Genomic DNA, 22,457 nt, shown 5'->3' on the forward strand with positions numbered 1-22,457 from the left:
CGATCCGATCACCTCAAAAGCTCTTGTGCCACGGGGGCCGTCCACATATGGGTCCCGGGTCAAGCCCGGGACGACGGCGGAGTTAATCGGCCCGCCCCGTTCCCTCATTCAGCCAGCACGCCACCTGATGTCTGGCGCCCGCGTCCACCAGCGGCGGGCGCTCGAGCTTGCAGCGATCCATCGCGTAGCGGCAGCGGGTGTGAAACGCGCAGCCGGAGGGCGGGTTGATCGGGCTCGGCACGTCGCCTTCGACCAAAGGCGTCAGCCGTTTGATCCGGGGATTGGCGACCGGCACCGAGGCCAGCAGCGCCTGTGTGTAGGGATGGCGTGGATTGGCGAACAGCTCGGCCTTGTCTGCGATCTCGACGATGCGGCCGAGATACATCACGGCGACGCGGTGGCTGATATGGGCGACGACGGCGAGATCATGCGCGATGAAGAGGTAGGAGAAGTTGCGCTGGCGCTGCAGGTCGATCAGCAGGTTGATCACCTGCGCCTGGATCGAGACGTCGAGCGCGGAGACCGGCTCGTCGCAGACGATCAGGCTTGGCCCGAGCGACAGCGCGCGTGCGATGCAGATGCGCTGGCGCTGGCCTCCGGAGAACTGGTGCGGATAGTTCTTCATCTGGTCGGGCCGCAGGCCGACCTGCTGGAACAGTTCCGCGACGCGCTCCTGCTTCCGCTCGCCCGAGGCCAGTCCGTGCACGCTCAGGGGTTCGCCGACGATGTCGCCCGCGGTCATGCGCGGGTTGAGCGACGCAAACGGGTCCTGGAACACGATCTGCATCGAGCGGCGGTAGGGCCGCAGCTCCGATTTGCTCAAGCGCGTGATCGCCTCGCCGTTCAGCCGGATCTCGCCGCTCGATGGCTCGACCAATCGCAATACGCTGCGCGCCACCGTCGACTTGCCGCAGCCGGATTCGCCGACGAGTCCGAGCGTCTCGCCGGGAGCCAGCGAAAAACTCACACCATCGACCGCATGCACGGTGCCGACCTGCCGCCGCAGCACGCCGCCGCGCACCGGGTAATGTTTCACGAGGTCGGTGACCTCCAGGAGCGGCTGCGCTTCGGTCATGACGCCTCCGCCATCTCGCCTGCGCGCCAGCAGGCGGCAAAGTGCCGGCCGCCGAAATCGCCGAGCGGCGGATATTCCTCGCGGCAGCACGGGATCGCGAACCGGCAGCGCGGCGCGAACGGGCAGCCCGGCGGCAGTTTTGTCAGCGACGGCACCATGCCCGGGATTTCGACCAGCCGCACATCGGCTTTTGCGTCGAGCGAGGGCACGGCCGGGATCGAGGCCATCAGGCCGCGCGTATAGGGATGCAGCGGGTTCTCGAACAGCGCCTCGACGCTCGCTTCCTCGACCTTCCGGCCGGCATACATCACGATCACGCGCTGCGCCGTCTGCGCGACCACGCCGAGATCATGCGTGATCAGGATCAGCCCGGTGCCGAGCTTCTTCTGCAGATCGACCATCAGCGCCAGGATCTGCGCCTGGATCGTCACATCCAGCGCCGTCGTCGGCTCGTCCGCGATCAACAGCGCCGGCCGGCAGGCCAGCGCCATCGCGATCATCGCGCGCTGGCGCATGCCGCCCGAAAGCTGGTGTGGATATTCCTGCGCGCGCCGCTCCGGCTCGGGAATGCGGACCAGGCGCAGCATGTCGACCGCCTGCTTCCAGGCCTCCTTGCCGCTGACATCCTGGTGCAGACGCAAGGCTTCGGTGATCTGGTCGCCGATCCGCATCACCGGATTGAGCGAGGTCATCGGCTCCTGGAAGATCATCGAGATGCGGTTGCCGCGGATCTTGCGCATCGCTTCGTCATCGAGCGCGAGCAGGTTCTTGCCTTCGAGCACGATCTCGCCACCAACGATCTTGCCGGGCGGATCCGGCACCAGCCGCATCACCGAGAGCGCGGTGACGCTCTTGCCGCAGCCGGATTCGCCGACGATCGCCAGCGTCTCGCCGCGGCGGACGCTGAAGGAGACGTCGTCGACCGCCCTGAACAATCCCGAATTGGTGAAGAAGACCGTTTTCAGGTTCTTCACCTCGAGCACAGGTTGTTCCTTGTTCATCGCGTTCATCAGCCGCGCTGCCTCGGATCGAGGATGTCGCGTAAGGCGTCGCCGAACAGATTGGTGCCGAACACGGCGAGGCTGATCGCGATCCCCGGGAAGATCACGAGCCATGGCGCAACGCGCACATATTCTGCGGCAGATTCCGAAAGCATGCGTCCCCAGGACGGGTAGGGTTCGGGAATGCCGAGGCCGAGAAACGACAAGGACGCCTCCGTCAGGATGGTGGAGCCGAGCTGCGCCGTCGCGAGCACGATCAGGGGGGCCAGCGTGTTCGGCAGCACGTGGCGGAACGCGATCCGCATCTCGCTCATGCCGATCGATTTGGCCGCTTCCACGAACGGCAGTTCGCGCAGCGCCAGCGTGTTGGCGCGGATCACGCGCGCCACCGTCGGGATCAGGGGAATCGCGATCGCGATGATGACGTTCGGCAGCGACGGGCCGAGTGCAGCCGTCATCACCAGCGCCAGCACCAGCAGCGGCAGCGATTGCAGGATGTCGGTGATGCGCTGGAACAACAGATCGACCCAGCCGGAGAGATAGCCGGAGGCGAGCCCGACGATGACGCCGATCGACGCCCCGAGCGCAGTGGAGCCAAGACCGACCGCGAGCGAGATGCGCGCGCCATGGATGATGCGGCTCCAGACGTCGCGGCCGAACGAATCGGTTCCGAACCAGTGCAGCGCGTCGGGCGCCGCCAGGCGGTGCGCCGAATCCACGGCAAGCGGATCATACCGGCTGATCAGGTCGGCCGAGAGCGCCATCGCGACGAACAGCACCATGATGACGAGGCCGATCGTGCCGAGCAGATAACGCTGCGCAAGGAACGTCAGCCGCCGCCAGCCGTGAGTGGCGTCAGCGCCGGCTCGTTTCAGTTCGGCATCAAAGTTGATGACAGCCAAGAGCTAATCTCCGAAGCGAATGCGCGGGTCGATCGCGGCGTAGAGCATGTCCACCGCGAAGTTGACGACGACCACGACGACCGCGATGAACATCACGAGATTCTGCACGATGGGGTAGTCGCGCCAGCGCAGCGCCTCGACCAGGAAGCGCGCGATGCCGGGAATGTTGAACACCGTCTCGGTGACGATCAATCCGCCGATCAGGAACGCCGCCTCGATGCCGATCACGGTGATGACAGGCAGCACCGCGTTCTTCAGCGCGTGGTGATAGTTGACGGAAGCCTCGGAGGCGCCTTTGGCGCGGGCGGTGCGGATAAAATCCTGCCGCAGGATCTCCAGCATCGAGGAACGGGTGATGCGCATGGTCAGTGCCGCGCTGCGGAAGCCGACCGCCATCGCCGGAATACAGTAGATCGCGAACGCCTCGGCCCAGGTCTGCGGATTCGGGTTGTAGATCGGCATCCAGCCGAGCATCGAGACCGACGCCATCAGGATCAGCAGTCCCAGCCAGAATGACGGCAGCGACAGCCCGCTCAGGCTGACCACGCGTAAGGCGTAGTCGAGTCGCGTGCCCTGATGCACCGCGCTCAGCACGCCCAAGGGAATGCCGATCGAGGCGGAGAACAACAGTGCTAGGCCGGCGAGCTTCGCCGTGATCGGGATCCGCGGCAGGATCTCCTGCAGCGCCGGCTTTTCCGAGACGTAGGAATAGCCGAGATCGCCGTGCAGGAGGCCGCCGATCCACTTGAGATACTGCACCACGATCGGGTCGCTGAGGCCGAGTTCCTTCTCCAGATTGGCCTTGTCGGCGGGATCGACATAGCCGGCGGCGTCGAACAGGATATCCACGATGTTGCCGGGCACGACGCGCAGCAGCACGAAGATGATGACCGAGATCCCGAACAGGGTCACGAGCATCAGGAAGAGGCGCCTGACGATATAGGCTAGCACCTGGCCACGCTCCTTTTTAAACTCTCTTCACCTCTCCCGCTTGCGGGAGAGGTCGGCGCAAAGCGCCGGGTGAGGGCTCTCTCCGCTCAACGACTCGTGGAGAGACCCCCACCCCAGCCCTCCCCCGCAAGCGGGAGAGGGGGAGCAGGGAGCAGCCCCACCGTGGATACACGCTACTTATCCATCCAGACGTCCTCGTAGCGGTAGCCGTTGTAGGAGCTGTTGGACATCACCGTCACGTTCTTGACGTAGGGCTGCCAGCAGGTTCCGGTGCGGCTGTGCAGGATGATGGGCCGCGCCACGTCTTCCTGCAGTTTCTTGTCGATCTCCCAGACCAGCTTCTTGCGCTTGTCGGCGTCGGTCTCGGCCGACTGCTGGTCGAACAGCTTTTCGATCTCGCGGTTGCAGTAGTTGGTGTAGTTCCGCTCGGAGTCGCAGGAATAGTTCTCGTAGAAGGACTGATCCGGCTCGTCGACCGCGTTGCCGGTGAGGTTCAGGCCCAGCGAATAGTCCTTGCGCGCGACCTTCGGGAACCACTGCGCGGTGTCGACGACGTCGAGTTCGGCGTCGATATAGATGGTCTTGAGCTGGTCGATCAGGATGATGGCCGGGTCGCGGTAGATCGGGATGTTGCGGGTCGACACCTTGATCTGCAGATGCTTGTCGGGGCCGTAGCCCGCCTTCTGCATCAGCTTGCGCGCATGCTCGCGGTTGGCGTTGACGTCGGGCCCATAGCCCGGGATCGTCTCCAGAATCTCCTTGGGCATCGCCCACAATCCTGCCGGCGCGGGCTGCATGGTGCCGCCGATATCAGCCTGTCCCTCGAACAGGATTGAGATGAACGCCTTGCGGTCAATGGCGAGCGCCAGGGCGCGGCGGATGTCGAGATTGTCGAACGGCGGCGCCGACGAATTGATGATGATGTTGGTGGAGACATTGCTCGGTTCCACCACGCAGACCGCATTGGGCGCCTGCGATTTGACGTCCTTCAAGAGCGGAATCGACATTTCGGTCGGGAATGTCATATCGAACTTGCCGGAGACGAAGCCCAGGATCGCCGTCGAGCGGTTCGTGACGATGGTGAATTCGATGCCGTCGAGATAGGGCAGGCCCTTCCTGAAGTAGTCCGGGTTCTTCGTCAGCTTGATCGACTCGTTGGCCTTGAATTCGACGAACTTGAACGGACCGGTGCCAACAGGCTTGGTGCGCATTTCCGCCGGCGAGACATGGCAGGGATAGATCGGGCTATAGCCGGAGGCGAGCAGCGACAGCAGCGCCGGTTGCGGGCGCTTCAGATTGAAGGAGGCCTCGTAATCACCGTTGATGGTGACGTCGTTGACCTGGTCGTACCAGGATTTGCGCGGGTTCTGGCGGAACTTCTGCTGCGACTTGCCCATCAAGAGCTCGAAGGTGCATTTGACGTCGGCTGAGGTGAACGGCTTGCCGTCATGCCATTTGACGTCGTTGCGAAGCTTGAATGTCAATTTCTTCTTGTCGTCGCTCCAGGCCCAGCTCTCCGCGAGTTCCGGCACGATCGTATCGACGCTGTTCTGCGCAACATGCTGGTTGAAAATCACCAGGTTGTTGAAGACCGGCATGAAGGGAACATTGAACGAATAGCTCGCGCCTTCGTGGATCGAGGCGCTCCCCGGACTGTCGCGGTGATACATCTTCAGGATGCCGCCGGACTTCGGTTGCTCCGCCAGCGAAACATCGTAAGCCGAAAGCCAACACAGCACCGCCACGGCCAGCGCTCGCACGCTCCGCATCATTTCCTCCCGACGTTCGGTCTCTATGGCCGATTTGGTATCGAGGATACCATGGTGGGACGTCTGAGCAACCAGCGTCGTGTGCACGAGGATCGGCAATTCGGATGAATGCCGAGCCTGCGACAATTGGCGCTGCAGTGCGGACGCTATTCCGCGGCTTGCGGCGACGGCAGGCCCATGGTGGCGAGACCGTCGGCCTCGGTCGCCGAGATCGTGGTGCGGATCATCAGCCGCGGCTCATGCGCCGGCCACGGCCGCTCGCGATGCATGGTGGCGCGGTTGTCCCACATCACGACATCGCCCTGCCGCCATTTGTGCAAGTAGGCCGTTCCCGGCGCGGTGGCTGCCGCCATGAGTTCATCGATCAGCTTCTTGCCGGCGGCAGCAGCCATGCCTTCGACTGCATAGGCGTGCGATGCGAGATAGAGTGCGCCGCGGCCATTGACGGGGTTGCGCCACACCATGCGCCAGCACACCGGCGGCAGCACCGCCGTCTCCTCAGGTGTCGCAAGGCCGGGCGCGATCTGGTCGCGCGAATGCGCGTAGGAATGCCAGGCGAAGGAGTTTTCGAGCTGCTTTGCGAGGCCCTCGTCGAGCAGCTCGAACGCGACGCGGGTGGAGACGAATTCGGTTTCGCCGCCATGACCGGGAATCACTCGTGCAGACAGGATCGAGGTCAGCGCCGGCACGCGCTTGAAGGAGGAATCGGTGTGCCAGAGCTGGTTGGCCTTGCTGCGCAGCGCCTGGCGATGATCTGTTGGCACCACCTTGCCGTCGGGACCGATGGTCGTGAGGATCACGAAATGCGATCCCGTTCCCATGGAACCGACTTTTGTCACTTCCGGCGGGCCGAAACGGCGCGAGAATGCCAATTGCTTTTCATCTGACACGTCCTGGTCGCGAAACACCAGCACGGAATGCGCTTCAAAAGCCGCACGCACTGCAGCATAGGCGGCTTTGCTCCTGACGACATCGTTGAGCGTCACGCCGCGAATTTCCGCAGCGAATCCCGGACCCACCCGGACCACGTCCATCGGCCATCCTCCCTGATTTTCTTGTTGCCCAAGATTTAGGGTAAAAGCTGCAGCCGGGCAACGCAGCCGTAATCACCCCATCGCGATCAGGCTTTGCCGCTCGCGTCGGTTGGTGGTTTCGATGTGATGCGTGACAAGCGCGAAAATTGCCCAGCTTGTGTGAAAGAGGACTCCCGCAAGAACGACCAGGGTGCCCGGAATGGGGCCGATCGCGGCGCGCTCCCAAACCTCGGCAAGGCTGGTCAGCGGCACCGGATGGATCGCGAGCTTGCCGTAATAGGCAATGGCCTGGATCGCGAAGATCCAGCCATAGGTGCGGCGCAACCTTCGGCCAACCGCGCGCACATAGCTGATGTGGTAGCTCGGATTGCGATAATCATTGGCGAGCAACTCGGTCCAGGCCGAATTCGGGTCAAGCCGTTCGCCGCGGATCATCGGTGCGTAGAAATCGGTTTCGAGCAGGCGCGCGCGGGCCCGCCACACATTGAAGTAACGGTAGCGCCGGGCCTCGAACAGCAGGAACACGGTGACAAGCAGGCCGACAAGGACCATCGGCAAAGGCGAGGCTTCGGCGCTGCTGTAGGTTGCCGACAAGGCAATGCCCGTCGTGACCACCGCCCAGTTGGTTGAGCTGTCGAGGCGCGTACGCCAGACCGTGCTTCGGTAAACCTCGCCCCGGTAGAGGTGGGCGAGGGCGCCAATCTCTGCGGCAGTGAATTCGAGCCTTGGGGCCGGTAGCGGCGTGGGCTCGCGTGGCTCGGGCAGTGCCATGGCGTGCCTCCCGACGAAGCTGGCAGACAATCAGGCACTATAGAGCATGATCCGGAAAAGTGGACACCGGTTTTTACTCGCGACAAACGCAAAAGCGCTTGCGCAGAGATCACGCTCTATCTCTGCCGGGCGGCCGTGAAGATGCTCTGCGTCGCAGCGCGAGCGCGGATGCGCCACGTCACACGATGCGCGAGGTCTTGTTGCCCCAATAGCGGTCGCGCAACAGGCGCTTGTAGAGCTTGCCGGTCGGCAGCCGCGGCAGTTCCGCCTCGAAATCGATCGAGCGCGGCACTTTCTGGCGCGACAGCGATTGCGCGCAAAAGGCGATCAGTTCCTCCGCAAGGTCAGGACCCGGCGTCACGTCATGCATCGGCTGCACCACCGCCTTCACCTCCTCGCCGAGATCGGCATTGGGCACGCCGAACACCGCGGCGTCCGCGACCTTGGGATGGGTGATTAGGAGGTTTTCGCATTCCTGCGGGTAGATGTTGACGCCGCCGGAGATGATCATGAAGGTCGACCGGTCGGTGAGATAGAGATAGCCGTCATCGTCGACATAGCCGACGTCGCCGACCGTGCTCATGCTGCCGTCCGGCGAGCGTGCCTCCCTGGTCCTGCCGGGATCGTTGAAATATTCGAAGGGCGAGGCGGTCTTGAACCACACCGTGCCCGGCGTCCCCTTTGGGCTCGGCTGCATGTTCTCGTCGAGGATATGCAGGTCGCCGAGCAGCACCTTGCCCACGGTGCCGCGATGGGAAAGCCACTCCTCGCTGTTGCAGGCGGTGAAGCCGAGACCCTCGGTCGCGCCGTAATATTCGTGGATGATCGGCCCCCACCAGTTGATGATGTCTTCCTTGACGAGGGCAGGGCAGGGAGCGGCGGCGTGGATTGCGATCTCCAGCGACGACAGATCGTAGCGGTTCCGCACATCTTCCGGCAGCTTCAGCATGCGCGAGAACATCGTCGGGACCAACTGCGTGTGCGTGATGCCCCATTGCTCGACGAGCTGCAGATAGCGCTCGGGATCGAAGCTCTCCATGATCACGACCGTGCCGCCGACGCGGATGGTGAGGTTGACGGCCGCCTGCGGCGCCGAATGATAGAGCGGCGCGGGCGACAGATAGATCATCCCTTCGCGGTAGTGCCAGAGTTTCTGCAGGAAATCGAACAGCGGCAGTTGCCGTGATGGCGGTTGCTCCGGCAGCGGCCGCAGGATGCCCTTGGGGCGCCCTGTGGTCCCGGACGAATAGAGCATCGCGGTGCCGATCGCTTCATCCTCGATCGGCGTCGCCGGCAGGCCCCCGGTCACCTGTTGCAGGCCGACGATGCGATCGCTTTCCCCGTCGCCGTCGGCGACGATGCAGAGCTCGACCTGCGGACACTCCTTCAGCGCCTCGCGCGCGACGTCGAGTTTCGCTTTTGACGTGATCAGGATGCGCGACTGGCTGTTGGTGAGGATGTAGGCGAGCTCGCTTGGGGTCAGATAGGAGTTCACGCAGGTGAAATAGAGGCCGGACCGCTCGCCGGCGCCGCAGGCCTCCAGATAACGATTGTTGTTCTCCATGAAGATCGCATAGTGCTCCTGCCGCTTCAGGCCGCACTTTCGAAACAGATGCGCCAGCCGGTTGCTGCGCGCCTCGAGCTCGCGATAGGTGACGGTCTCGCCCGTCGCAGCCATGATGAAGGCGGGTTGCAACGGGCGCAGATAAGCGTGCTTTCCGGTATACATCGGTGGAAAATTTCCCTCATGCTGCCAACAGAAGAATCTCGCGGACCTGCTCGGCGCTAGCGATGGTGCGCGGATTGCGCGGAACCCACGGCGTCTTCATCGCCTGCGCCGCGATATGGTCGAAATGTTCGGGGCCGATCCGCACGTCCTGGAGGCTGCGCGGCAGGCCCAGTCCGCGGATGAAGTTGTCGAGCACGTCGCCGGCGTCCCGACCGGGATGGCCCATGGCGGCGGCGACCTGCGCCTGCCGCTCGGCATTGGCGGACTTGTTCCAGCGCATCACCGCCGGCAGCATCACACAGGAGGTGTAGCCGTGCGGCAGGTCGAATTCGGCGCCGAGCACATAGCCGATGCCATGGCTCGCACCCATCGGCACGCCGGAGGCGAGCGGTCCCGTCGACAGCCAGGTGCCGATCTGGCAGTCCAGCCGTGCGTCGATGTCGGTTGCGTCGGCTTTGGCCCGCGGCAGCGCCTGCGCCAGCATCGACAGCCCCTTCAGCGCCTGTGCATCGGCATAGGGGTGCGATTCGTTCGAGCAGATGCCCTCGACGCAATGATCGACCGCGCGGATGCCGGTCGAGAGCCACAGCCATTCCGGCGTGTGAGTGGACAGCCAGGGATCGAGGATCACCACGCGCGGCATCACCTGGGGATGGGTCAGCAGTTCCTTGACCCGCTTCTTCTCGTTGGTGACGCCGGCGATCGCCGTGAACTCGCCGCCTGCGATCGTCGTCGGCACGCTGATCTGGCGTACGTTGGGTGCATTGATTTGAGGCGTTACGCCGTGGCTGGTGCGGACTTTGTCGATGTCGTCGGCGCTGCGGATATCGTTGGCGAGGCAGAGCTGCACCGCCTTGGCGCCGTCGGTGATCGAGCCGCCGCCGATGGTGACGATAAGGTCGGCTTTCGCGGCGCGCGCCTGCTCGGCTGCCGCGACCACGGCGGTGCGCGGCGTATGCGGCGGCATCGCATCGAAAATGCCGACGCAGGCCGCGCCCAGTGCGGCGCGGATACGCTCGATTTCGTCGGTCGCGCGGTTGAGCGTTCCGCTGACCATCAGGAAAGCGCGTTGCGCGGCCACCCGCGCCACCTGCGATCGCCTCAGCCGCCTGGCGGCCGAACACGACCTCCTCCATCGCGCCAAATACGACACGTCCTCGGTGCACGAGCCGACCCTCCCTGAAAGATTTATTTTCTTTGACGACAATCTAACGGAGCCGGAACGGCTCGTCATGCCCGAAGATGCGCCGTTGGCGTCCCCGGTCCCGGCTTCTTGGAGGCGATCACCGTCTGCGTCGGCGTGCGGCCACGAAAAAGGACAATGATTTTGCTTGATCCCGCCCCTCTCTTGAACAGACTGGCCTCCGGTCACATCTTTGACCTCCGCGGCGTGTAAGGTGCGCATCCGAGCGGCGCAATGCGCGCGCCGGCTGTGCTGTTCAGGGGGAGATCGACTTGGGCGCGACCGATAGGACGGGAAGCTTGACGGCCCACTCACGGCGCGGCGTCAGCGCGCTTGGCCTGCTCATTGCCTTGGCAACGTCAGCCCTGGCATTGACCGGTTGTGGTGACAAGCAGCAGCCACAGGCGGCGGCGCCGGCCCCTGCGGTCACCGTGGCTCAGCCGACCAAGCGTACGGTCACGGATTGGGACGAATTCACCGGGCGGTTCGAAGCGATCGAGGAGGTCCAGGTTCGCGCCCGCGTCGGCGGCTTCGTCACCAGCGTCGAGTTTCGCGATGGCGCCATCGTCCGCACCGGCGACCTGCTTTACGTGATCGATCCGCGCCCGTTTGAGGCCGTCGCCAAGCAGGCCGAGGGACAACTTGCGGACGCGCGCGCCAAGGCGGAGCTCGCCAAGCGCGAGCTCGACCGCGGCCTGAACCTGGTTCAGACCAGTGCAGTCTCCGAACAGGTCGTCGACCAGCGCCGTCAGGCCTTGCAGGCGGCCCACGCCGCCGAGATGCAGGCCGAGGGCGCGCTGAAGGCGGCGCAGCTCAACATCGAATTCTCCCATGTGCTGGCGCCGCTCACCGGCCGCGTCAGCCGCCATCTCGTCAGCGTCGGCAATCTTGTGCAGGGCAGCGAGGGCGGCGCGACCCTGCTCACCTCGATCGTGTCGCTCGACCCGATCTACATCTATTTCGACGTCGACGAGGCGACCTATTTGCGGAACAACCGGCTCTGGTTCGAGGGCAGGCGGCCGAGTTCGCGCGATACGGCCAATCCGGTCCAGGTGACGTTGACCGGCGAAACCAAGCCCTCGCACGAAGGCAAGATGGATTTCCTCGACAACCGGCTGGACGTCTCGACCGCCACTTTGCGCAGCCGCGCGGTGGTTCCGAACAAGGATCTCTCGATCCTGCCCGGACAGTTCGGCCGCGTGCGGCTCATCGGCAGCGCGCCGTATGAAGCGCTGCTCCTGCCCGACACGGCTGTTGCCACCGACCAGTCGCGCAAGATCGTGTTCGTGGTCAAGGATGACGACACGGTGGAAGCGAAGCCCGTGGTGCTCGGCCCGCTCGACGAAGGCCTGCGCGTGATCCGTGAAGGCCTCAAGGCGGAAGACCGCGTGATCGTCGATGGCCTGCAGCGCGCCCGCGTCGGCGCCAAGGTGAGCCCGCATCCCGCCCCAGCCGCGGCCGGTGGCAAATCATGAATCTCGGGCGGCTCTCCATCAACCAGCCCATCCTGGCGATGGTGCTGTCGATCGTGCTCCTGATCGTCGGGGCGATCGCCTACACCACGCTGCCGGTCTCCGAATATCCGCAAGTGGTGCCGCCGACCGTGGTGGTCACCACGAACTATCCCGGCGCCTCCGCGCAGACCGTCTCCGACACCGTCGCTGCCCCGATCGAGCAGGAGATCAACGGCGTCGAGGACATGCTGTATCTCTACAGCCAGGCCACCTCGAACGGGCAACTCACGATCACTGTCACCTTCAAGCTTGGCACCAACCTCGATACCGCCCAGGTTCTGGTGCAGAACCGCGTTGCGATCGCGCAGCCGCGATTGCCCGAGGAGGTGCAGCGCAACGGCGTGACCACGCGCAAGAACAGCCCGGACATCCTGATGGTCGTGTTCATGCTGTCGCCCGATGACAGCTTCGACCAGCTCTACATCTCCAACTACGCGCTGCTGCAGGTCCGCGACCAGTTGCTCCGGCTCGACGGCGTCGGCGACATCCAGATCTTCGGCGCGCGCGATTACTCGATGCGGCTGTGGCTGGATCCCGACCGCCTCGCCAATCTCGGCTTGACCTCAACCGAGGTGCTGGCGGCGATCCGCGCGCAGAACCTGCAGATCGCCGGCGGACAGATCGCGGAGCCGCCGATTGCGGATCGCGCGTTCCAGCCCAACCTTGTCTTTACCGGCCGTCTCAAGGATCCCAGGCAGTTCGAGGATATCGTGGTCAGGGCCGGCGCCGACGGCCGCACCGTGCGCCTGCGCGACGTCGCCCGCGTCGAGCTTGGAGCGCTGTCCTACACCACCAACAGCTTCCTGCTCAAGAAATCGGCGGTTGGCATGCTGGTGACGCAGCGGCCCGGCTCGAACGCGCTCGCCACCGCCAAGGAGATCTCCGATACGATGGTCAAGCTCAAGGCGAGCTTCCCGAAAGGGCTCGACTACAATATCGGCTACAACCCGACTGAATTCATCGCACAATCCATCAAAGAGCTGATCAAGACCATCTACGAGGCGATGGTGCTCGTCGTCATCGTGGTGCTGGTGTTCCTGCAGGGCTGGCGGCCGGCGCTGATTCCGATCATCGCAATCCCGGTGTCGCTGGTCGGCACCTTCGCGGTGATGGCTGCGCTCGGCTTCTCGATCAATAATCTGACGCTGTTCGGCCTGGTGCTGGCCGTCGGCATCGTGGTCGACGACGCTATCGTGGTGGTCGAGAATGTCGAGCGACATCTCGCGCACGGAATGAGCCGGCGCGATGCCGCGCTCAAGACGATGGAGGAGGTCGGTGGAGCGCTGGTCTCGATCGCGCTGGTGCTGTGTGCGGTGTTCGTGCCGACCGCATTCCTCGGCGGCATCTCCGGCCAGTTCTTCCAGCAATTCGCCGTCACCATCGCGGTCGCGACCGCGATCTCCTGCTTCTGCTCGCTGACGCTGTCGCCGGCGCTGGCCTCGCTGATCCTGGTGCCGCATGAAGAGAAGCGGCCGGCGGCGCGCTGGAACATCATTGCCCGTGGCTGGGAGAAGTTCACCGGCCTGTTCAACCGCGTCTTCGACCGGTTGTCGCATGGCTATGCCGCAGCGGCCGACTTCGTGATCCGCCATACGGCGGTGATGCTGCTGATCTATGTCGCGCTGATCGGCGGCGCCGGCTGGTTGCTCGCGACCACGGCGCAGGGCTTCATTCCGGCGCAGGATCGGGGCTACATCATCATATCGGTGCAATTGCCGGGGGCGGCATCGCTGGCTCGCACGACGGCGGTGGTGCGCGAGATCGAGCGGATCGCGCTCGATACGCCGGGCATCGTTCGCGTCGCGGTCTTTGCCGGCTTCTCGGGCGCGACCCGCACGCAGCAGGGTAATGCCGCGGCGCTGTTCCCCGTGTTCGATGAGCCGGAGGCGCGCCTGAAGAAGGGGTTGTCGGCGGCCGCGATCACGGCCGAGCTGCGCAAGCGCCTGTCTGCGATCCAGGGGGCCTTCATCATCGTGATCCCGCCGCCTGCGGTGCCGGGTATCGGCACCGGCGGCGGCTTCACCATCCGCGTCCAGGATCGCCAGGGCCGCGGCCCCGAGCTGCTGGCCGCCGCGACCGACGAGCTTGTCGCTGCCGCGCGCAAATCGCCATATCTCACCTCGGTGTTCTCGCCGTTCACCGCGAATACGCCGCAAGTGTTCGTCGACATCGACCGCGTCAAGGCGCAGAAGCTCGGCGTGCCGATCGCAAACATCAACGACACCATCCAGACCTATTTCGGCTCGACCTATGTCAACGACTTCAACCTGTTCGGCCGCACCTATCACGTCACCGCGCAGGCTGACCTGCCGTTCCGCATGGAAACCTCTGATCTCGCGCGGCTGCGGACACGCAATGCGGCGGGCGACATGGTGCTGCTCGGCAGCGTGGTCGAATTCCGCGACGTCTCCGGGCCCGACCGCGTCGCGCGCTACAACCTCTATTCGGCATCCGAACTGCAGGGCGAGCCGGCGCCCGGCACGAGTTCGCAGACTGCGCTCGACACCATCAAACAGCTCGCCGATGCAACGCTGCCGAGCGGTTTTGCGTTCGAGTGGACCGATCTGTCGTACCAGCAGGTCACCGGCGGCAATGCCGGGCTCTACGTGTTCCCGATCTGCGTGCTGTTCGTCTATCTCGTGCTCGCCGCGCAGTATGGCAGTTGGAGCCTGCCGTTTGCGGTGATCCTGATCGTGCCGATGTGCCTGCTGGCCGCGACCATCGGCGTGCGCATCATGGGGCAGGACGTCAACATCCTGACCCAGATCGGCTTCGTGGTGCTGGTCGGACTCGCCGCCAAGAACGCGATCCTGATCGTCGAATTCGCGCGCGATATCGAGGCCGAGGGCAAGCCGCGGCTGGAGGCGGTAATCGAGGCCTGCCGCCTGCGGCTGCGGCCGATCCTGATGACGTCGTTCGCCTTCATCCTCGGCGTGCTGCCGCTGGTGGTCTCGACCGGCTCGGGATCGGAAATGCGCCAGGCGGTCGGGGTTGCCGTGTTCTTCGGCATGCTCGGCGTCACCCTGTTCGGCCTGATCTTCACGCCGATCTTCTACATGGTGGTGCGTGGGCTCGCCGACCCCAGGCATCCGAAGAAGCCGGTGGAAGCTTGAGCTGGGCCCGCCCCACACCACCGCCGTCATTCCGGGGCATCGCGAAGCGATGAGCCCGGAATCCATCGGGCCGCATACGCCTGCGGGGAAATGGATTCCGGGCTCGCGCTGCGCGCGCCCCGGAATGACCAGGAGAGAGGTAGACGCAAGCCCCACTAATGGCTGAGCCGAAAGTGATGGGCAGCCGCAGGGTTATAAAATATCATTCGCTTATATTCCGAACAGAAACTGCAGGGAGATCATTTATGAAATCGGGATTGCTCGCCGCCGTCGCTCTTGGCGGCCTTTTGCTGTCAACTCCAGGTTTTGCCCAGGGCGTCAAGATCGGCATCCTGAACGACCAGTCCGGCGTCTACGCCGATTACGGCGGCAAATATTCGCTCGAAGCCGCGCGGATGGCGATCGAGGATTTCGGCGGCGAGGTGCTGGGACAGAAGATCGAGCTCGTCACCGCCGATCACCAGAACAAGCCCGATCTCGCCTCAGCGATCGCACGCCGCTGGTATGACGCCGAAGGCGTCGACATGATCACCGAGCTCACGACCTCCTCGGTCGCGCTGGCGATCCAGGAACTTTCCAAGGAAAAGAAGAAGATCGACATCGTGGTCGGCGCGGCGACCTCGCGGATCACAGGCGATGCCTGCACGCCCTACGGCTTCCACTGGGCCTACGACACCCGCGCATTGGCGGTGGGCACCGGCGGCGCGCTGGTGCAGGCAGGCGGCGACACCTGGTTCTTCCTGACCGCCGACTACGCCTTCGGCTACGCGCTGGAAAAGGACACCAGCGACATCGTCAAGGAGAAGGGCGGCAAGGTGCTGGGCTCGGTCCGCGTTCCCCTGAACTCGTCGGATTTCTCGTCCTTCCTGCTGCAGGCGCAGAGCTCGAAGGCGAAGATCGTAGGCCTCGCCAATGCCGGCCTCGATACCACCAACTCGATCAAGCAGGCGGCCGAGTTCGGCATCGTGAAGAGCGGCCAGAAGCTCGCCGGCCTGCTGATGACGCTGTCCGAGGTGCACGGGCTCGGGCTCGAGGCCGCGCAGGGTCTTGTGCTCACCGAAGGGTTTTACTGGGACCACGACGACGCCTCGCGCGCCTTCAGCGAACGCTTCATCAAGCGCACCGGCCACATGCCGAGCATGATCCATGCCGGCACCTATTCGGCGACGCTGTCCTATCTGAAGGCCGTGAAGGCCGCCGGAACCAAGGATAGCGATGCGGTGGCAAAGAAATTGAAGGAGCTGCCGGTCGATGACGCCTTCGCGAAGGGCAAGGTGCTGGAGAACGGCCGCATGGTGCACGACCTCTATCTGTTCGAGGTCAAGAAGCCCTCGGAATCGAAGAAGCCATGGGACTACTACAAGCAGCTCGCCGTCGTGCCGGGCGACAAGGCCTTCTTCACCGCCAAGGAAAGCGGCTGTCCGCTGACGAAGTGATCTCGCTGTCGTCCCGGGTCAAGCCCGGGACGACGGCAGCGTTTGAGCCGCGGTGATCTCAATACCCCGTCAGCTCGAGATAGCCGATGCCGGCGTGGCTGCCGGCAAAGCTGATCGGGCCCTCCCAGTAGGAAAAACCCGTTCCCATCCAGCTTCGCGCATTGAGCGGCCTGGTTTCGATGTTTACCCCGCGCGCAGGGATTTCGACACGCCACGCCGTCGGTACCTTGCGGTCGCCGATCTCGGTGAATGCGGTGGGCGTGATGCTGTTGTCGCTTGAAGCGATCTCGCTGGAACGGCCGTCCGGTTCGATCCAGTTGCCGAACAGGTTGTTGCGGCCGTCCTTCTGGCGCAGCCGGTAGAGCATCAGCTTCTCATCGTTGGGCAAATGCAGCGAGAACCAGTCCCAGCCGGTTTGGTCAGAAGCGAGTGGCTGGCTGCTCCATTCGCGGTCCATCCAGGCCTGCCCCGTGACCTCAACAGGCTTGTCGTCGATGACGATGCGGCCGGCCGCCTTGAAGAAGGGCTGGCTGTAGTAATAGGAGGCCTGTCCGCGATCGGACTTCCTGCTGTAGCCGCGGTCGCCCTGCAGCACCAGCGCCCGCTCCGCATCGAGGCGGAGCTCGTAGCTGAAATCCGCACCCGTCGCGCTGAGTTTCAGCGGCGCCACTCTTTGCGCATTGAATCCGTCGAGCGCGCGCATCTCCCAGGCGTCGATCCAGCCGACAAACGGACTCGTCTCGACTCCGGCCTGCCCGACGCCGCCGCGCGCAAATGTCTCGGAATAGCGATGCGTGTCGGCGCGCGTGACCGCGGCATGTCCCATCCAGATCTGCTGATTGGCCCAGCCTTCGAGCTGCGCACCGGCGCGCATCGCCTGCCGGAACAGCGTCCATTGCACGCCATGGGCCGCGCCGGCCGCATCGACGAGGTTCGCGGTCACATACCACCATTCGATGCGGAATTCCGGATGCGGACCGTGATCGAGGGGGAAGACGAAACCCTTGCCAGGCACGACCGGCGCGAAACCGTCAGCGGTCTCGCCGAGCCCCGCGAAACCCTGCGCATGCGCATGGCCAGCGAGGCCAACTGCAAGCGCGCCACCGACGAACGCGCGGCGCGATATCGGGCTAGCGTTCATTGACAAATATCCGTATCAGGCTCGCCGGCTGCATCCGCGCCAGCCTGACGACAGGAAGCAGCGCAGCCAACAGCGCGGCCGCCAGGGCAACGCCGAGCAGCTCCACCAGTTGCAACGGAAACACCTGGAACGGCAAGCGCCAGCCGAATGCCTTGACGTTCACGACCGCCAGTAGGCACCACGCCACCAGCAGGCCGAGCGGCAGCGCGAACAGCGCGGTGATCAGCGCCATCGCCATCGTCTTCAATAGCTCGATCCTCGCGAGCTTCTCGCGCGTCAGCCCGATCGCCCATAGCGGCGCAAGTTGCGGCAAGCGGGAATTCGCCAGCGTCAGGAGGCTCGTGAGTAGTGCGACACCGGCGACGCCCAGCGTGAAGGTGTTGAGCGCCGACGTGACCGAGAACGTCCGGTTGAAAATGCGTTTCGACTCCGCCTTTACCGTCGTCTGATCAGCGACGCTGCGGTCATCGAGGCCGAACTTCCGCTGCAACTCGGCGATCAGCGCGGGCACGGCCGGCGGTGGGACGCGCAGCCCGAACCGCGTCTGCGGCACTTGCGGAAAATGCCGCGTTAGCGCGGCAAAGTTCACCGCGACCTGGCCCTTGGGATTGCCGTAATCGGCATAGATGCCGACGATCTCAAGCGGCCAGTTGCCGCCGGGCGCGGGCACCTCGATCCGGTCGCCGATCGCAAGTTTCAGCCGCCGCGACAATTGCTCGCTGGCAAAGCCGGTGTCGCCGTCGCGCAGGCGATCCCATCCGTCCGACCTCGATTCCAAGAGCGGCCAGTTGTCGCGAAAGGTCGCCTGATCGGGCAGGCCGAGCACCTCGATCGGCATGCCCGCAAGCTGCGCATCCGCGCGGCCGCCGGGCAGGATCGCCTGAACCTCGCTCCGCCCGCGCAGCCAGGCCTTGATCTCAGTCGCCCGCGTATCGCTGGCTGCGTTGACATAGACGTCGGCGGCGAGCCGTCCGTCGAGCCAGACGAGGAAGGTGCGGCTGAAACTCTCCACCATGGTGCCGACGCCGACATTGACCGCGAGCGCAAGCAACAGCGCCATCAGCGCCAGGGACAATCCCGAGAGTTGCTGACGGCTGTCGGCCCAGAACCAGATGCTGACGGGCCGCCCGGCGCTGCGCTGGCCGAGCGCGAGCGCGATCTCCAGGATCATCGGCAGGATCAGCGCCGCGCCGAGCATCAGCGCGGCGAGCACGGCAAAGCCAGAGAGCAGGGAATCGCCGAACCAGAGAAAACCGCCGGCCACGGCGAAAGCGGCCAGCGCGGCAGCGCTCTGAAACACCAGCCAGCGCCGCTGCGCCTGTTGCCACGCCTGCGGCTGCGCCGAGGCCAGCACCGGCATGCGGACCGCCTTGGCAAGGCTTGCGGCGGCGGCCGCCAGCGCGCCCAGGATGCTGATGGCGATGCCGGCGAGCCACCACTCGCCCTTCAATGTCAGTTGCCCAGGAATCTGCGCGCCATAGAGCCCGCGCAAGGAGGCGGCGACGTCAGGCAGCAGCGCCGCCGCGATGAAATAGCCGCACACCAGTCCCACCAGGCCCGCGACCAGCGCGAGCGAAACCAGCTCGGCCACCTGCACGCTGTTCAGCATCCGCGCCGACACCCCGCAGGCGCGCAAGCTGCGCAGCATCGGCAGCCGCTGCTCGAAGGCGAGCCCGATCGCGGAGTTGACGATGAACAGCCCGACGAAGAACGACAACAGTCCGAACGCGGTCAGGTTGAGATGAAAACTGTCGGTGAGGCGCTCGAGATCGGTTTCCGCATTGGGCTCGACCAGGTGCAGCCTGTCGCCGGCGATGCTTTCGAGCGGCGCGCGTCTGGCGCTGGACTTGCCGATCAGCAATCGGGAGATCTGATCCGGCATCTTCAGGATCTGCTGCGCGATCCCGATATCGACCACGAGGACGCCGGGCACGAGCTGTGGCTGCACGCGGAGTGGCGGCAGCAGCACGCCGCCATTCGACGATGGCCGCTCGCCGTCTTTCACGCCAAGGTCCGACAGCGTCTCCGGCGCCACCAGCATCTCGCCGGGCGGCGTGACGAAGGACTGCAGATCAGTCCGGCCGATCACGGGCGCAGTGCTGACTTCGCCCGGCAGCGTCACCGGCTCGATGCCGAGCAGCCGGAACGATCGCCCGCCGATCTGCACCCGTCCCTCGACGACAGGCGAGACCGGCCAACCGGCGCGGCGCAGATCGACAGAGAGCTGTTGCGGAAAACCGGCGTTGTCGCGAGTGACGAGCATCGCTGTGCGGGTGCCGCCGAAGGTTGCTGCGGCGCGATCATAGGCGTTGCGCGCTTGCTGGTTCAGCGCCTGCACGCCGCTCCACAGCGCGGTCGCCGAGATCAATCCGATCAGCAGCGTCGCAAGCTGCATCGGATGCCGACGCCAGTGGCTGAGCAACACCGCCAATGTCCACAGCGCCCGCCTCATGCGATCACTCCCGCATGCAAATTGACCCGGCGGTCGAGCAATGCTGCGAGCCGCGCGCTGTGCGTCACCATCAGGAAGCCGCAGCCGGTTCGCGCCACCAAATCGCGCGCCAGCGCCAGCACCTCGTCGGCTGTCTCCTCGTCGAGATTGCCGGTCGGCTCGTCCGCGAGCAGCAACAGCGGCTTGGGCGCCAGCGCGCGGCCGATCGCCACCCGCTGCTGCTGGCCGCCGGACAATTGCTCAGGATATCGCTTCAAGAGATGCGCCAGCCCAAGCCGCTCCACCAGCTCGTCGTGCCATTTCGGATCATGCCGTCCGGCGATCCGCGACTGAAAGGTAAGATTGTCCGAAACCGTCAGGCTCGGGATCAGGTTGAATTGCTGGAACACCAGCCCCAGCCGGTCGCGGCGCAGCGCCGCACGGCCGGCATCGCCGAGCTCGGAAAGGCTGACGCCGTCGAGGATGATCTCGCCGCCGTCGGCGGCGTCGAGCCCGGCGATCAGGTGCAATAGCGTGCTCTTGCCGCTGCCGGATTCCCCGGTCAGCGCCACGCTTTCGCCCGCGGCGACCGCAAGATTGACGCCGCGCAGCACCGCGATGTCCTCGCCGGCCGAACGGTAGCTTTTCCTCAGGCCGGTGACCTCGAGCACGGGGCGGTTTCCACTTGCCATGCGCTGTCGATGCCACGGCAGGGCCGGCAGGTCAAAATCCGCGGTTGCCTAGTCAGGAAACCCAAGGCTAGCATCCCATCAGGGCCGGCCGGCAGAGCCGAGCAAGCGAGAAAACCACGGGGAGAGCCAAGCATGACCGCACAGCCGACGCCGAAAGGCGCCTGGAAGATCACCTTCCTCCTGTTCCTGTTCATGCTGGTGAACTTCGCGGATAAGATCGTAGTCGGCCTCGCCGGCGTGCCGATCATGACCGAACTGAAGCTCGATCCCGAGCAGTTCGGCCTGCTCGGGTCCTCGTTCTTCTTCCTGTTCTCGATCTCGGCCATCGTGGTCGGCTTCATCGTCAACCGCGTCGAGACGCGCTGGGTGCTGTTGGTGCTGGCGCTGATCTGGGCGCTGGCGCAGTTTCCGATGGTCGGCACCATCGGCTTCACCACGCTTCTGATCTGCCGCATCATCCTCGGTGCGGGCGAGGGGCCTGCGGCGTCGGTGGCGGCGCATGCCATCTTCAAATGGTTCCCCGACGAGAAGCGCACGTTGCCGATTGCGATCCTGTCGCAGGGCTCGGCCTTCGGCGTGATCCTGGCCGTGCCGGCGTTGAACTGGATCATCGTCAATCACGACTGGCACTATGCGTTCGGCGCGCTCGGCATCGTCGGGCTGATGTGGGTGGTGGCCTGGTTCATCCTCGGCAAGGAAGGCCCGCTGGTGGAGAGCGCGGCGACGGCGGCCGGCGAGCAGCGTATTCCCTATTCGCGGCTTCTGACCTCGCGGACCTTCGTCGGCTGCGTCGCCGCCACCTTCGGCGCGTACTGGGCGCTGTCGCTCGGGCTCACCTGGTTCACGCCCTTCATCGTCAAGGGACTGGGCTATTCGCAGCATCAGGCCGGTTTCATTTCGATCCTGCCATGGGTGTTCGGCGCCGTGGTCGTGATGCTGACGGGCTGGATTTCGCAATCGATGCTGGCGCGCGGCTTCACCACCCGCGGCGCACGCGGCGTGCTCGGCTCGGTGCCGCTGATCGTCGGCGGCACGATCATGGCCATCATGCCCCATGTCGCGCCGGGCGGACTGACGATCGCGCTGCTCGTGTTCGGCTCCGGCCTCTGCGGGTCGATCTACGTGGTCTGCGCACCGATGATCGGCGAGTTCACGCCGGTGTCGCAGCGCGGCGCCGTGATCGCGATCTACGGCGCGCTCTACACCCTCGCCGGCATCGTGGCGCCCGCGGTCATGGGCAGCGTGATCCAGCACGCAGGGAATCTGTTCGACGGCTACATGACCGGCTTCACCATCAACGCCGCGATCATGATCGCATCCGGACTGCTCGGCCTGCTGCTGCTCTGGCCCAACACCGAACGCGCCAGGCTGCGCGACGCGGTCGCGCCCTCAAGCGAACTGAAGAGCGCGGTATCGCCGACGTAGCTTCGGTGCAATTGCGCTAACACTGCATCCGCGTACTCGAAGCGCCTCTCCCCTTGTGGGAGAGGCCGGATTTCGCGCGCAAGCGGGAAATCCGGGTGAGGGGTCTGCCTCCGCAAGCTCAAGTCCCTCGATAGACCGCACCCCTCACCCGCATCGCATTCCGCTTCGCTGCATGCGATACGGCCTCTCCCACAAGGGGAGAGGCGGGAGCGTGGGTCCTGACCGGCTACATGGGTAACAGAATAGACCGGCGACATGGGTAACAGGTCAACTGGTCGGCAAGGAGGACC

At 64.8% G+C, this 22,457-nt stretch carries 15 protein-coding genes and 1 pseudogene; 4 read left to right on the forward strand and 12 right to left on the reverse strand.

Annotated features, from left to right (window positions below; all coding sequences use genetic code 11):
- Window positions 1-82: 82 nt before the first annotated feature.
- From AAFX91_RS23360 to AAFX91_RS23400, 9 genes and pseudogenes are all read right to left on the reverse strand, one after another.
- The gene (locus AAFX91_RS23360; RefSeq protein WP_130581091.1) at window positions 83-1,075 is read right to left on the reverse strand and encodes an ABC transporter ATP-binding protein; all 993 of its coding nucleotides are present in this window, start codon (window positions 1,073-1,075) and stop codon (window positions 83-85) included.
- Window positions 1,072-2,076, reverse strand: a complete 1,005-nt coding sequence (locus AAFX91_RS23365; RefSeq protein WP_394568066.1) for an ABC transporter ATP-binding protein — start codon at window positions 2,074-2,076, stop codon at window positions 1,072-1,074. The genes AAFX91_RS23360 and AAFX91_RS23365 overlap by 4 nt, the downstream gene beginning before the upstream one ends.
- An 8-nt stretch (window positions 2,077-2,084) precedes the next feature.
- The gene (locus tag AAFX91_RS23370) at window positions 2,085-2,978 is read right to left on the reverse strand and encodes an ABC transporter permease (RefSeq protein WP_130581090.1); all 894 of its coding nucleotides are present in this window, start codon (window positions 2,976-2,978) and stop codon (window positions 2,085-2,087) included.
- A gap of 3 nt (window positions 2,979-2,981) precedes the next feature.
- Window positions 2,982-3,929 (reverse strand): ABC transporter permease, encoded by a 948-nt coding sequence (locus AAFX91_RS23375; RefSeq protein WP_130581089.1) that lies wholly within the window; start codon window positions 3,927-3,929, stop codon window positions 2,982-2,984.
- 173 nt (window positions 3,930-4,102) lie between these two features.
- Window positions 4,103-5,698 carry an ABC transporter substrate-binding protein gene (locus AAFX91_RS23380; protein WP_394568056.1) on the reverse strand — a complete coding sequence of 532 codons (1,596 nt, stop codon included), beginning with the start codon at window positions 5,696-5,698 and terminating at the stop codon, window positions 4,103-4,105.
- Between the two features lie 146 nt (window positions 5,699-5,844).
- A complete protein-coding gene (locus AAFX91_RS23385) occupies window positions 5,845-6,732 on the reverse strand; it encodes a TauD/TfdA dioxygenase family protein (protein ID WP_394568057.1) in 888 nt (295 codons plus the stop codon).
- Window positions 6,733-6,804: 72 nt separating this feature from the next.
- A complete protein-coding gene (locus AAFX91_RS23390) occupies window positions 6,805-7,503 on the reverse strand; it encodes a DUF2270 domain-containing protein (protein ID WP_130581086.1) in 699 nt (232 codons plus the stop codon).
- A gap of 178 nt (window positions 7,504-7,681) precedes the next feature.
- Window positions 7,682-9,232, reverse strand: coding sequence for an AMP-binding protein (locus tag AAFX91_RS23395; protein WP_130581085.1), 1,551 nt, complete (start codon window positions 9,230-9,232; stop codon window positions 7,682-7,684).
- A 16-nt stretch (window positions 9,233-9,248) separates the two neighbouring features.
- Window positions 9,249-10,398: pseudogene (locus AAFX91_RS23400) on the reverse strand (iron-containing alcohol dehydrogenase).
- A gap of 355 nt (window positions 10,399-10,753) precedes the next feature.
- Here AAFX91_RS23400 and AAFX91_RS23405 point away from each other — a divergent pair.
- The 3 genes from AAFX91_RS23405 to AAFX91_RS23415 all read left to right on the forward strand — a co-directional run bounded on the left by AAFX91_RS23405 (window position 10,754) and on the right by AAFX91_RS23415 (window position 16,478).
- Window positions 10,754-11,890: an efflux RND transporter periplasmic adaptor subunit gene (locus AAFX91_RS23405; RefSeq protein ID WP_245476455.1), complete on the forward strand. Its 1,137-nt coding sequence runs from the start codon at window positions 10,754-10,756 to the stop codon at window positions 11,888-11,890.
- On the forward strand, window positions 11,887-15,042 hold the full coding sequence (locus AAFX91_RS23410) for an efflux RND transporter permease subunit (protein WP_394568059.1): 3,156 nt from the start codon (window positions 11,887-11,889) through the stop codon (window positions 15,040-15,042). Before AAFX91_RS23405 ends, AAFX91_RS23410 begins: the two co-directional genes overlap by 4 nt.
- A 245-nt stretch (window positions 15,043-15,287) precedes the next feature.
- The gene (locus AAFX91_RS23415; protein WP_394568060.1) at window positions 15,288-16,478 is read left to right on the forward strand and encodes an ABC transporter substrate-binding protein; all 1,191 of its coding nucleotides are present in this window, start codon (window positions 15,288-15,290) and stop codon (window positions 16,476-16,478) included.
- A gap of 58 nt (window positions 16,479-16,536) precedes the next feature.
- On the opposite strand, the gene AAFX91_RS23420 is transcribed toward AAFX91_RS23415, so the two are convergent.
- From AAFX91_RS23420 to AAFX91_RS23430, 3 genes are read right to left on the reverse strand one after another with little or no spacing between them, the layout of a single operon-like run.
- Window positions 16,537-17,619 carry a lipocalin-like domain-containing protein gene (locus tag AAFX91_RS23420; protein WP_394568062.1) on the reverse strand — a complete coding sequence of 361 codons (1,083 nt, stop codon included), beginning with the start codon at window positions 17,617-17,619 and terminating at the stop codon, window positions 16,537-16,539.
- A complete protein-coding gene (locus tag AAFX91_RS23425) occupies window positions 17,609-20,071 on the reverse strand; it encodes an FtsX-like permease family protein (protein WP_394568063.1) in 2,463 nt (820 codons plus the stop codon). Before AAFX91_RS23425 ends, AAFX91_RS23420 begins: the two co-directional genes overlap by 11 nt.
- Window positions 20,068-20,742, reverse strand: a complete 675-nt coding sequence (locus AAFX91_RS23430; RefSeq protein WP_394568064.1) for an ABC transporter ATP-binding protein — start codon at window positions 20,740-20,742, stop codon at window positions 20,068-20,070. The genes AAFX91_RS23425 and AAFX91_RS23430 overlap by 4 nt, the downstream gene beginning before the upstream one ends.
- A 132-nt stretch (window positions 20,743-20,874) precedes the next feature.
- Here AAFX91_RS23430 and AAFX91_RS23435 point away from each other — a divergent pair, with 132 nt between their 5' ends.
- The gene (locus AAFX91_RS23435) at window positions 20,875-22,167 is read left to right on the forward strand and encodes an MFS transporter (RefSeq protein WP_394568065.1); all 1,293 of its coding nucleotides are present in this window, start codon (window positions 20,875-20,877) and stop codon (window positions 22,165-22,167) included.
- Window positions 22,168-22,457 lie beyond the last annotated feature (290 nt).

It is taken from the genome of Bradyrhizobium sp. 31Argb (assembly GCF_043638955.1).
Taxonomy (GTDB): domain Bacteria; phylum Pseudomonadota; class Alphaproteobacteria; order Rhizobiales; family Xanthobacteraceae; genus Bradyrhizobium.